Below are 12,471 nucleotides of genomic sequence, written 5' to 3'. Positions count from 1 at the left end.
GCCTGAATCCGTGGGGAGCCGCAGGCTTATGCATAACTTCCGGGTGGTTAACCTTTGACACTGCCGAGTACAATTCCCTTCACGAAATATTTCTGCAGGAACGGATACGCCAGAATAATCGGCAGGGAGCCGAGGAAGATCTGGGAGGACTTCAGCGTCCGGTCCGAGATCAGCGCCAGATCAAGCATGGCATCACGCGACATATTCGACAGGTTCTGCTGGATGACAATCGTCTGAATATAGCTTTGCAGCGGATAGTTGGCCGGATTCCCCATAAGCAGCAGGCCGTCGAACCAGCTGTTCCAGTGCTCCACCATCGAGAATAGGGCCAGTGTTGCCAGCGCGGGCTTGGAGATCGGCACGAAGATGGACCAGACTGTCCGGAAGTGGCCGGCCCCGTCAATCAGCGCCGCCTCTTCCAGCTCCTTCGGAATCTCCCGGAAGAAGTTAAGCAGCAGCACTACGCTGAACACAGGAACTGCGCCAGGCAGTACCAGTGCCCAGATGGAATCCAGCAGGCCATACTCCTTGAGTGTGGTATACCAGGGGATCAGCCCGCCGTTGAACAGCATCGTGACGAAGAAGGCCCAGGCATAGACGCTGCGGAAGCGCAAAGCGTGTGATTCTTTGGATAACGGGTAGGCCACGAGGATCGTCAGCAGCAGGTTCAGCGGCGTCCCGATCCCGATCCGGGTCAGTGATACCACCATCGACTGCCAGAATTCCGTGCGGCTCATCGTATACATATACGAGGCGAACGTGAAGTCTACCGGCCAGAGCCTGACATACCCTGCGGAGGCTGCCGCACTGGAGCTGAAGGACACCGCTATAATATGAACGAGCGGCAGGATACAGAGCAGTGAGACCAGAATGAGGAAGGCGGCGTTCAGCACCGATATCCCGTCGAACTTTTTGGAACGGTGAACAGTAGTTATGTCTGCCTGTTTAGGCGTAAGCGATTGCTCCAAGGGTACTCCCTCCTCTAGAAGATCCGGTATTTGGCAAAACGGTAAGCCAGGAAATACGAGCTGGAGATCAAGGTGAGCGATATGATGGATTTAAAGAAGCCGACGGCAGTCGCTACGCCGTATTGGGCATCCAATAGACCGATCCGGTAGACGAAGGTGTCCAGGATATCCCCGCTCTCGTAGACCTGCGGACTGTACAGATTGAAGACCTGATCGAAGCCCGCGTTCAGCAGTTGTCCCAGACTGAGCACCGACAGCAGGACGATGACCATGCGTATGCCCGGAATGGTAATATGCCAGGTCTTGTGCCAGCGGTTGGCGCCGTCAATGGTAGCTGCTTCATATAACCCGGGATCGATGCCCGTTATGGCCGCCAGATATACAATCGTGCCGTAGCCGAAGTTCTTCCACACATCCGAGGCAATCAGCGTGAAGGGGAACCAGTCATTGTCGCCGAGGAAAAAGATCTTGGAGACGCCGAACCATCCGAGGAATTCATTCACAATCCCGCCCGATGGAGACAGAATATCAATCAAGATGCCGCCAAGCACCACCCAGGACAAGAAATACGGCAGATAAATCGCTGTCTGCACGGACCGTTTAATCACATTGCTGGCCAGCTCGTTCAGCAGAATGGCGAACACCAGCGGAATAATCAGGCCCAGAATCAGCTTGAGACTCGAAATAAACAGCGTATTCCACAGCACCTGTGTGAAGCTTGGCAGGTTCATCACATATTCGAAGTTATCCAGGCCCACCCACTTCTGATCCCCGAACAAGCCCTTGGCAGGGATGAATTTCTGGAACGCGATCATGACACCGGCCATGGGGACGTAGGAGAACAGAATGATCATCACCAGTCCCGGCAAAAGCATCAAATGAAGCGGCAGTTCTTTTCGCAGTTTTGCTCTCATTGTTATCCTCCACATCTGCAGGGCTAGAATGGAATGGAGGAAGAAAAGGTCGTTTTCTTCCTCCAGAGGCGCCTTATTTCTTAGTCGCTGCGTACCATTCGTTGACCTCTTGCGTAATTTGATCGCCGCCCAGCTTCTGCCAGTCCTTCACGAACTGGTCGAACTTATCGATCGGATCACCCAGAATGATTTTGACAAACATTTCATTCTGCTGCTTCTCAAGCGTTGTCTTGCGCTCAACCATGGTCGGAGTCGGAGCGCCGACGAATTTCTCCTGCAGGAACTGGTCATTCTTGATATATTGGTCGGCTATGCCCATGGAGCCCTGCTCACCATAGATCCGCTCCCAGCCCCATAAGGAGAAGCCTTCTGTTGAACCTGAAGCATAGGACTCAAGCTTCTCCTGGATTGTCTTCGCTTCACCTTTCAGGGTGGAGAAATCACCGGCCTTGCGGGCAGCATCAATCTCCCGGAACGCGTCTACGTTCTTCGTAACCGGATACGGCGTAACCGGGGATAACTGCCAGACGCTCTCCGCTTCCGGCGGTGCATAGTACTTATCGAATTCGGCCGTCTCGCCCCAGTTCTTCTCCACATGCAGATTGAACAATTTAATGACCGCTTCCGGGTGTGCGGCGCCCTTCTTGACCGCGAAGAAGCGGGTCGTGCTGAACTTCAGCGGTACCTTCGGCGTGTCTCCCGATTCCGAGACAATCGGGAAGGCCTGCCACTGGGCTTTGGGATCGTTGTCACGGTTAAGCTGCAGCGGCCAGATGGAATTCCATTGCTCGCCGTACTCCATCCCGATCTTGCCGGCTGAGATCAGCTCGGAGACCTTGCCGCCGTCCTTCACGCCGAACTCCTGATCCAGCTGCCCTTTCTTGGCCATATCCTGCAGCACCTGAAGCGCTTTCTTCACTTCCGGCTGAATGCTGCCGTAGACCAGCTTGCCGCTGCCGTCATCCACCCAGATGTTCGGGTACGCATTGTATCCGGCCATGAAGCCTTCCAGTCCCATGGCCCCGCCCCACAGGTCCTTGGTAATGCCAAGGCCGTAGGTATCCTTCTTCCCGTTTCCGTCGGGGTCCTTATCCACGAACGCTTCAGAGATTGCCAGGACATCCGCCATTGTCTTCGGCGGCTGCATCCCGAGCTTTTCCAGCCAGTCGGTCCGAATCCAGATGTACATCGACCGTTCAATAGAGGATTCCAGGCTCGGAATAGCCATCAGCTTGCCATCGAAGGTCGCGGCATCGAACACACTTGTTCCTTCTCCCGACAGCACCTTCTTTGTGAACGGTGAAGCATACTTTTCATATAACGCCGTCATATCCTCAAGCTGGTCCGAATCGGCCAATTGCTTAAGCTGGGTGGCGTTGACCGGCGTTACATCCGGCAGATCCCCGGAGGCCAGAGTGACATTGATTTTCTGCAAGTACTGGTCCGAGGTCTGGCTGCCCTTCACAATCCAGTTATATTTGATCTTGATGCCGAGCTGATCCTCATACAACTTGGTCCAGCGGTTGTTATCAATCGTCTCGTCCTTCAATACGCCAAGCACGTTATTCTCTACCACATCGCTAAGATCTCTGACGAACGACAACTCAATCGGAGGATCGTATTTGCCGAGCGGACTCTCATCTACAGCTGCGCTTGGCTTCGGATCATTACCGGCTGGCGTTTCCTTCCCGCCGTTACCGGATTCCAGCTTGCCTGAGCAAGCGGACAACAGCAGTGCAGACAACAACAGGATGGAAGTACTCTTCAGTAAGCTCTGACCTTTTCTTGTACCTGTCTTCATAGTCAACCCCCAGTTCAATTATTGTGGTCTTTATTTTGGTTACGCTTTCATTATGAGGGAGGCATCTATTTAATGACAACGCTCACATTTTTACTTCACTTATCCGGCATTGACAAAATCCCGGATGCAACGCTTTAACTGCGCTTATCTTGCAGCTCCAGTCCTCCAGCTCCGGTTGCTTCTACGCTACTCGCCGGATACTCCTGTTTGACCTCTTCACGGTATGCGCCCGGCGTCATTCCTGTATACTTCTTGAACACTTTGGTGAAATAATGCTTGTCCTCGAACCCGACCTTCTTACCGATGGCGTTCGCGGATAACCGGCCATGAGACCGGAGCAGCCTCTGGGCCTCCTTGATGCGAAATCCGTTCATATAATTGACAAACGTATCGCCGGTCACTCTTTTAAACAGACTGCTGATATATTTCGGATGAAGATTCATCAATTCGGCCAGATGGCCCAGCGACAGATCGTTCATATAATGGGTTTTGGTATAAGCGAGTATGCGCTTCGCATGGTTCGAGTACTCCGGATCAGCTTCTGAGGGAAGCTCCTGTTCAATCCGCGCCAGCAGAGCGGCAATCTCGTCCTTGCCGAGCGGCTTCAGCAGATAATCCACGACTCCTGTGCGGAGCGCTCTGCGTACATATTCAAACTCATCGTAGCCCGTCAGAATAATGAAACGGTCGCACAGACCGCTCTCCCGGGCCGCCTCAATGAGCTCGAACCCATTTTTCTCCGGCATATGAAGATCTGTTATGGTCACATCCGGCATACAGTCTGTCATGAGCTCCAAGGCCTCAAACGCATTGTCCGCCCTGAACACCTCCGTCCCGAGCGGAGCCGCCTCCCCTATAATCTTCACCAGCCCGTTCAGAATCAGCGGTTCGTCATCTACAATCAGTACTCTCATGTTTGCTCTTCCTCCTGTTGTAATGAGTATCGTCTGACACAAAATAAGGTAGAGGCTCATCGCCTCTACCAGTTGTCCCTGATTTACTTGAATAGCTCCTTTTTCTTCTGATACGTGTCGTTGGCCCAATCGACCAGCTGCTGCAAGCCCAGGCTCTCGGCCGTTTTCACCAGGTTCTCGTAATTGGCTGCTGCCTCCGCTTCAGAGCTTGCCAGGTACACCTTGACCTTCTCATTTTTAATCATCTCGTCGATTTTGGTCTTGAGCGTCTTCTCCGCAGAATCCGGCTGGGTCTGAATCAGGCCAAGTGCCGGCTTATAGGTTGTAATCGCCTTCGTCTCCATCAGCGCCTGTGTCTTCTGCTTGCACGGCACATATCCTCTCATGCCCTCCATGACACCGTCATTGTACAGCACCCACCAGCCGATGCCGTTTGCATTCATGAAGTCCTGATCAGAGGAATCATACTTCAGATCCGGGTGTCCCTCTTCATTCCACGTCCAATGCTCGCCCTCTACCCCGAACATCGTCAGCTTCTTCCCTTCGTCACTGGCCAGATATTGCAGAAGCTTGATCGAGGCCTCCGGGTCCTTATTCTTCTTGGTGATGAAGGTGCCGGCGAAGCCAAGTCCCGTGCTTACCTTCTTCGCTTCTTTGGTCAATGCGCTCGGCAGCATTTTGAAGGTAAACGTACCGTTGTTTTTCTTAATCGCGCTGTTGTCCGTATCCGCAGTGCCTACGGTGTGGCCGTGGGCGAACGCTTTGCCGCTGGTCGCATACTGCTCGTCGATCTGATCATTGGCAAACGCAAAGTTCTCGGCCAGAATGTAGCCACTCCGGTACAGGCTGTTCATGAATTTGAAGAACTTCAGCATTTGCGGCTGTCTGATGAAATAATCGACTTTCCCGTCTTGTTCATACCAATTGTCAAACAGGGCCTCAGCACCGAATTGCTGGAGAAAATATTGCTCGATCCAGTTCTTGTCCAGCACCAGCGGCACCATGTCGGGATACTTCTCCTTGACCATCCCCAGCACCTTCACGAAGTCATCCAGCGTCTGGACCGGGGGATTCCCCAGCTCCTTCAGGATATCTTCACGCACCGCAATCCCCGGATTGCCGTCCCCGCCGAGCGCAAATTTATTCTTGGACATCTCTTCCTGGGTGGCAAAAGCATTGCGGACCGTATAGAAGTTGCCGTTATCCATCGTATTGATGGCAATTCGGGTGGGGTCCAGCTTGAAGTCCGGCGCATACTTCTCAATCAGCTCATTCCACGAATACGACAGTTTGGCGTCGGACATCCGCCCTACGTTGCTGGAGGTGAGCACCAGATCCGGCAAATCGCCTGATGCAATCATTAGCGGGAGCTGCTTGTCGTCGGTGGCTACGGTTACATTCAGCTTAACGCCAGTCTTCTCGGTGATTTTCTCCGCAATCGGTCCCTTCCACTCCTTAGTTGCCCACCAGGGAAAATCAATGAACAAGGATAATTCCTTCACAGCTCCGGCTCCGGCTGTTGCGGCAGCTTCCTCCGGCTTGCTTCCTTCGTTGTTTCCGCCGCAGGCGGACAATAGTCCCAGCGTCAAGGTAACGGCCATGGTTGCCGCAAGCATCTTGTGGCTTGTTCTCTTTGTCAATGTAATCCCTCCATATGATTAGTTCACAGGAATATCCAGACTAACCGGTTCCAGCCCGTCCACGCTGACTGTCAGCGTGGAGATTCCCGGCTCACCCCCTGCACGGACAACGGCCAGCAATCTGCCTTTGAAGGACGTGAACCGGCCAGCCGTATAATTCTCGGCCGTCTGCGGCCGGCCGGTACCGAAGCCAGCCAGAGACGCTGTGCCTTCTACCCGGGCAACCGCCGGCAGCGAGGCTTCCGGCACGCAATGGCCGGCGGCGTCGATGATCTCAACAACCGCGTAACAGAGCGATTGCCCATCGGCGGACAGCTCCTTTTTCTCCGGAACAATGCGGATGCCCGCTGGCTCTCCAGCCGAGTGAAGCACATCGCTGGAACCTTTACTGCCGCCCGTATAACTGACAGCCTCCAAGGTGCCCGGCATATAGGTAAGAACAAAGCGCGCCTTGAAGCGGTTAGACTTCCCGGCCGGCTGCCTGCCCAGGCTTACGCCGTTCAGAATGAGCTCGACTTCCTCAGCCGCCGAGTAGACATCGACCGTAACGGATTGTTCCTCGTACCCGCTCCAGGTCCAGGCATGATCGCATTTCGGCCAGCCCCAGCCGCTAATCAGCTCGGTTTTACCGAAGTTCCGGGGATGATGGGAGGCAATGAAGGTTTCGTCAGAGCCCCAGACAATCCGCCGGTAAGCCAGCTGGGGGCGCGCGAAGCCGCATAGATCGAAATCCGCATCATAGGACAAGCGCCAAGGGTATGGAGACACATGTAAGGTTTTACGCCCCTCATCTGCCTCATGCGGTTCCACATATAACGTCTTACCGAGTCCGGCCTCACCGATGTAATCGAAGCTGGTCCAGTTGAAATCACCGATAATATAAGGATGTTGCTCCACACCTTCCCAATATTTATCCATATCTCTGGCTATGCTCTCGGTTGAGCAGATTACCCGGTCAGGATATTTATGGGCAGCGGCAGCGAATTGATGAATCAGGTAGTTGTAGCCGACAATATCGAGCGGAGCGCAGAAGGCTTCGGTATAGCCGTCCCACACCTGCTTGCCGAACTCCGTGTCGAAGTTGACGAAGCCTGCTGACTCCTTGGGCGGATTCTTGAGATCATCATAGAATCGCTGCTGATCCTCATCCTCCAGCCCGCTGAAGAAGGTGCATACCGCATTGGTCACCGGACGGCTCGGGTCCAGCTCTCTGACCCATGCCGCCAGCCGGGCAGCCCACTCATATCCGCCGGACAACCCTCCGCGCTCATTGACTTCATTGCCTGTTGACCACATGATGATGCTGGGATGATTGCGGTCACGCCGCATAAATGCTTCGATGTCAGACTTCCAGTTGCGCTCAAAATACAAGCTGTAATCATGCGGATTTTTGTCCATCGTCCACATATCGAAGGCTTCATTCATCACAAGCAGGCCCAGCCGGTCGCAGGCATCCAGCATATCCCTGGACGGCGGATTATGAGCGCAGCGGATGGCGTTATATCCGTTATCCTTGTGCAGCTTCATTTTGCGGTACTCGCTGTCCCTGTAGGAGGCAGCCCCGAGAATCCCGTGATCATGGTGCACACAGCCGCCCTTCAGTTTGACCGTGCGCCCGTTCAGCATAAGACCGTTCTTCACATCAACACTGAGCGTGCGGATGCCAAACAGTGTGCTGTCACTGTCATAGTGCCTGTCGCTCCCATTCAGAGATGCGGTAATGCGGTACAGACACGGGTAATCAATATCCCAACATTCGGCATGTTCAACCGCGACCGTCACCCGGCCCACGGCCTTCTGCGCTGCCGGTACATAGACCCGCACTCTGCCGCTTCCCGCCTCACCCCCTCCGGCTTCCTTCTCCAGCTTAAGGTCCACCCATACACTCGCCGGGGTATCCGTATGATTCGCTACCGTTGTCTCCACAATGATGAACGCTGTGCCGCCCACGATATGCGAGGTGCGGGCATAGATTCCCCATGGCACGATATGCAGCTTCGGGCTGATTAACAGATCGACATGGCGGTATAGGCCTGAACCCGTATACCAGCGGGAGTTGGGCTGTGCGGCATTGTTGACCGTAACCGCGAGCCGGTTCGGCTTGCCGGGCTTAATATAAGGCGTGAGGTCCGCATGGAATGGAGTATATCCGTAATGATGCTGGGCAACAGTATGTCCGTTAAGCACCACAGTGGTGTTCATATAAGCGCCGTCGAATTCGAGCAGAACCCGCTTGCCCTCTGCCTCTGCCGGGATATCCAGCAGCTTGGTGTAAGTGCCGATTCCTCCGCCGTAATACCCGGTTGCCCTTCCGCCGGGAGCCTCCGCCCAGGTATCCGTTTCAATCGTGAAGTCATGCGGCAGATGGACGATCCTTGCCTGCCCGTTTTCCTTGCGCTGAATGTGAAACGGCTTTCCGTGTTCAAACTCCCAATTCCGGTCCAGATTCTCTCTAAGCAATGTTTATCTCTCCCTGTTTTGTTCTCAGCATTCTGATTAACCTTTGACAGAACCTAACATAATTCCGTGTACAAAATACTTCTGCAGGAAAGGATACACGCAGATGATCGGCAGGATGGAGACGACCATCGAGGTGACCTGCAACGAGAAGCTGGTGACCCCGCCGCCGGGCCGGTTGGCCACTGCCACCGAATCCATCGGGGCGTTGCTCTGGTTGATGATCTCCATCATTCGGAACGTAAGCGTCCGCAGATTCTCGGATTGGACGAAATACGCGGAATCCAGCCAGGAATTCCATTGGCCTACACCCATGAACAGAGCCATGGTGGCAAGCAGCGGCATCGAGACCGGCAGGATGATGCGGAAGTAAATCGTGAACTCGCCTGCGCCGTCCATGTGAGCAGATTCCTTCAATTCACCGGGAATCTCCCGGAAGAACGAGATGGCGATCAGCATGAAAAACGTATTCAGCATAGAAGGGACAATGTACACACCAAACGTATTCAGCAGTCCCAATGAACGCAGCACCACGTAATACGGAATCAGGCCGCCGGAGAAGTACATCGCGAAAATAATCAGGGTGAAATAAAATTTACTGAACAGCAGGTCCCGGTGAGACAGCGCGTAGGCGACGAGACTGGTAAGCAGAAGCCCAAGCGCAGTGCCGGAGACCGTGCGGGCCACAGTAACCAGAAATGCCTTCATCCATTTGGGGTCCTCCAGAAAAATCCTGTAATTCTCAAAGGTTACACTGCGCGGCCATAAATACATCCCGCCCAACAATGTGTCAGATCCCTTGTTAAACGAAGCAATCAGTACATAATAAAAGGGATATAGCATCGTTAGCGCAATAATGGAAAGAAGCAAATAAACAATGCTGTCCATAACCAGATCTTTTTGTTTTTGACTCTTGAGCACAGTTAACGCTCCTTTCTCTAGAATAGGCTTGAGCCAGAGACGCGCTTCGCAATGAAGTTACTGGAGAAGATTAGAATGACCGAGATAACAGACTGGATTAAATCAATCGCACTTGCATACGAGAACCGGCCGTCGCTTAACCCCACCTTGAACGCATAGGTCTGCACGATTTCCGAGGTCGGATTATTAATGCTGTTCCCCAGGAGATACGCCTGCTCAAAGTTAGAGCCGACCAAGCCGCCTCCAAGAATGCTGCCGATGGTCAGAACCAGCACGACCACGATGGTCCCCTTCATCCCCGGCAGTGTAATATGGCGGATACGGGCCAGCCTGCCAGCCCCGTCAATCTCGGCGGCTTCATATAGAGAAGGATTGATGCCTGTAATGGCCGCCAAAAAGATAATAGTCCACCAGCCCATCTCTTTCCACACGGCACTTCCTACCGAGAGGCCCCAGAAATAATTCGGACTGGTCAGAATATTAAGCGGCTGGTCGATGAATCCGGCTTGCAGCAGCGCTTTGTTCACAAGACCGAGATCTGCGGACAGGAACGCATAGGAGACCCCGACCACCACTACCCAGGAGATAAAATGCGGCAAATAGCTGATGGTCTGCACAAACCGCTTGAACGGCATGCTTTTCACTTCGTTGAGCAGAATGGCCAGTATGATTGGAGCTGGAAAAGCAAAAATCACCTTCAGGAAGCTGAGCACGAGCGTATTCCTGACGATCTTCCCGAACTGATAATCATGTACAAATTCATCGAAATAGCGGAGACCCACCCAATCACTTGTAAAAATCCCCTTGATCCCGTCGGAAATACTGTAGTCCTTAAATGCCATCAGAATCCCGAACATCGGCGTATAGGAGAAAATCACCAGAAATATCAGGCCAAGTCCGACAAATAAATGGAGCACTTTTTGTTTTTTAAACCGCTTCCATATCTGGCCCCGCTGAACCTCCGCGCCGGTTACGTTTGTTTCGAGCTGCATCATTCGTTCCTCCTTTACCTGTAGTTTACCTTCCCGGGGAAGCGCGGCGTAAGCTAACATTTTCTAGAAAGCGTTGTCACTTTTATATATCGGGCACCGTTTTCTAAAACAAAAATAGTTTATTGTTTTCATTATAATGATCAATAATCCTTGACGAAATAATAATATTATACTATTAATGAAACTATATTAAGATTTCGTCTGATAGAGGAAAGGTAGGGGGACAGCAGCATGCGGACTTATTACTTACCCAACTTTACGGAATTCCGGTTCTTCTGCTTTCCGCATTCGTTCGGAAACTTCGTCCGCCCGGACGATCATAATGTGAACCGGCCGAACGGGGTCAGAGATTTCAGCTTGCATTATATCGCCAGCGGAAGCGGGGATATCGAAATCGGGGACCGGACCTTCACCTTGGGCGCTGGAGATGCTTTTCTCCATTTCCCGAACGACCGTATGCGTTATTATTGCTCGGAGTCAGACCCGTGGAATATCTTCTGGATTCAGTTCAATGGCAATGCACTCCCGGCTTACTTTCTGGATAACCGGTATACCAGTTCTTCGATCTGGACGCTGAAGAACGCTTCCCTCCTGCATTCGGCATTTGAGGATTTATTTCATGAGGTGGAGCATTATAACTTCCTCCGCCCCTCCCGGATCTCCACCTTAACCTATAGCGTGATCATTGAATTTGTGAGCAATTCGCTTCCATTCTCCTCCTACCGCAGCACCAATCATCTGGATAAAATAACGGCTCTGTTGCCCGAAATGCAGCAAAAAGCCCACCTTCCCTTTGAGCTGGAATGGTGGGCGGGCAAAGCAGGGCTGACACCGAATTACTTCTGCAGTCTATTTAAAAAAGCAACGAAAATGACTCCTGTCACTTATATCACCAAATGCCGGATTCAAAAAAGCAAGCAACTATTGCTGGGCCATCCCACTATCTCTATCAAAGAGGTGGCCATCCTCTCAGGGTATCCGGGCATCAGCTACTTCAACAAGAAATTCATGGAATCCGAAGGAATTACGCCAGGTGAATTCCGCGAGATTCATTAGGAGGAGAGTGCGAATGGCCCTTATTCACTATGTCGAGTGCAATACGATACACGCTTCTAACTTTGTTGTAGATGTTCCCGCCGGTGCGCACTGGCTCATGGTCATTACCAAGACTCCGGCGCTATTCTGGGTGCATGGCGGACTTCAGCAATACCCTGCTCACAGCGTAGTTCTCTATCAGCCGCAGCAGAAGGTGTATTATCAGGCCTGCGGCGGCCAGTTCATTAATGACTGGATTCGCTTTGAGTCCAATGAGCCTTATGTCACGGAATCTCCGCTCCCCCTAGGTATCCCTTTTGCGCTTAGCGACCCTGACTATTGTCAAAAGCTGCTTGAACTGCTTGCCAGCGAGCACCATATGGGCGGGGACTGCAAAGCCTCCTCCACCGATCTGCTCCTGCGCGCGCTGTTCAACAAGCTGTGGGAATCCTATTTCCAGGACAATATTACCCCGCAATACTATAAGCTGCTGAAGCTGCGCACGCTCATTCAGACGAACCCCGGAGAGTACTGGACCGTGGCCAGAATGGCCGGTGTGCTTCAGATCAGTCCAGGCTATCTCCAGAGTATCTACAAAAAAAACTTCGGACTCTCCTGCATGGAGGATGTCATTAACAGCCGCGTCCGCATGGCCAAGGAATACCTCGTTCACAGCGCCGAGAGCATCGCCGATATCGCTGCACGGTGCGGCTACCCGAATGTGGAGCATTTCTGCCGGCAATTCAAGCAGGTGACCGGGCATTCACCGCGAAATTACCAGAGACAGGCCAGGGCCGGGGCTTCGCCGCCGTAACCCCAGAGCCTATCG

The 12,471-nt window shown here is 52.9% G+C and carries 10 protein-coding genes; 2 read left to right on the top strand and 8 right to left on the bottom strand.

Annotation, left to right across the window (positions count from 1 at the left end):
• Window positions 1–47: 47 nt before the first annotated feature.
• The 8 genes from MKX63_RS24225 to MKX63_RS24190 form a co-directional block, all read right to left on the bottom strand.
• Window positions 48–935: a carbohydrate ABC transporter permease gene (locus MKX63_RS24225; protein ID WP_341023237.1), complete on the bottom strand. Its 888-nt coding sequence runs from the start codon at window positions 933–935 to the stop codon at window positions 48–50.
• A 47-nt stretch (window positions 936–982) separates the two neighbouring features.
• Entirely contained in the window at window positions 983–1,882 is a 900-nt protein-coding gene (locus MKX63_RS24220; protein ID WP_209992448.1) for an ABC transporter permease, read from the bottom strand.
• Window positions 1,883–1,955: 73 nt separating this feature from the next.
• Window positions 1,956–3,683: an extracellular solute-binding protein gene (locus MKX63_RS24215; protein WP_341020652.1), complete on the bottom strand. Its 1,728-nt coding sequence runs from the start codon at window positions 3,681–3,683 to the stop codon at window positions 1,956–1,958.
• A 134-nt stretch (window positions 3,684–3,817) separates the two neighbouring features.
• Complete coding sequence (locus tag MKX63_RS24210) at window positions 3,818–4,597, bottom strand: response regulator transcription factor (protein WP_341020650.1); 780 nt, start codon at window positions 4,595–4,597, stop codon at window positions 3,818–3,820.
• Between the two features lie 83 nt (window positions 4,598–4,680).
• Window positions 4,681–6,237: an ABC transporter substrate-binding protein gene (locus MKX63_RS24205; RefSeq protein ID WP_341020648.1), complete on the bottom strand. Its 1,557-nt coding sequence runs from the start codon at window positions 6,235–6,237 to the stop codon at window positions 4,681–4,683.
• An 18-nt stretch (window positions 6,238–6,255) separates the two neighbouring features.
• The gene (locus MKX63_RS24200) at window positions 6,256–8,697 is read right to left on the bottom strand and encodes a glycoside hydrolase family 2 TIM barrel-domain containing protein (RefSeq protein WP_341020646.1); all 2,442 of its coding nucleotides are present in this window, start codon (window positions 8,695–8,697) and stop codon (window positions 6,256–6,258) included.
• 36 nt (window positions 8,698–8,733) lie between these two features.
• Window positions 8,734–9,615: a carbohydrate ABC transporter permease gene (locus MKX63_RS24195; protein ID WP_341020644.1), complete on the bottom strand. Its 882-nt coding sequence runs from the start codon at window positions 9,613–9,615 to the stop codon at window positions 8,734–8,736.
• A gap of 17 nt (window positions 9,616–9,632) precedes the next feature.
• Window positions 9,633–10,607, bottom strand: coding sequence for an ABC transporter permease (locus MKX63_RS24190; RefSeq protein WP_341020642.1), 975 nt, complete (start codon window positions 10,605–10,607; stop codon window positions 9,633–9,635).
• Window positions 10,608–10,838: 231 nt separating this feature from the next.
• Here MKX63_RS24190 and MKX63_RS24185 point away from each other — a divergent pair, with 231 nt between their 5' ends.
• Both MKX63_RS24185 and MKX63_RS24180 read left to right on the top strand, forming a co-directional pair.
• Window positions 10,839–11,663, top strand: coding sequence for an AraC family transcriptional regulator (locus MKX63_RS24185; protein ID WP_341020640.1), 825 nt, complete (start codon window positions 10,839–10,841; stop codon window positions 11,661–11,663).
• A 13-nt stretch (window positions 11,664–11,676) separates the two neighbouring features.
• Window positions 11,677–12,456, top strand: coding sequence for a helix-turn-helix transcriptional regulator (locus tag MKX63_RS24180; protein ID WP_341020638.1), 780 nt, complete (start codon window positions 11,677–11,679; stop codon window positions 12,454–12,456).
• Window positions 12,457–12,471: the final 15 nt, after the last annotated feature.

Source organism: Paenibacillus sp. FSL R7-0179 (assembly GCF_038002265.1).
GTDB lineage: Bacteria > Bacillota > Bacilli > Paenibacillales > Paenibacillaceae > Paenibacillus_AQ.
This window is presented reverse-complemented; position numbering and strand designations above follow the sequence as displayed.

Coding starts and splice junctions, on each gene's coding strand:
- MKX63_RS24190 (WP_341020642.1), bottom strand. CDS start 10,607: ATGCAGCTCGAAACAAACGTAACCGGCGCGGAGGTTCAGCGGGGCCAG.
- MKX63_RS24210 (WP_341020650.1), bottom strand. CDS start 4,597: ATGAGAGTACTGATTGTAGATGACGAACCGCTGATTCTGAACGGGCTG.
- MKX63_RS24220 (WP_209992448.1), bottom strand. CDS start 1,882: ATGAGAGCAAAACTGCGAAAAGAACTGCCGCTTCATTTGATGCTTTTG.
- MKX63_RS24215 (WP_341020652.1), bottom strand. CDS start 3,683: ATGAAGACAGGTACAAGAAAAGGTCAGAGCTTACTGAAGAGTACTTCC.
- MKX63_RS24185 (WP_341020640.1), top strand. CDS start 10,839: ATGCGGACTTATTACTTACCCAACTTTACGGAATTCCGGTTCTTCTGC.
- MKX63_RS24180 (WP_341020638.1), top strand. CDS start 11,677: ATGGCCCTTATTCACTATGTCGAGTGCAATACGATACACGCTTCTAAC.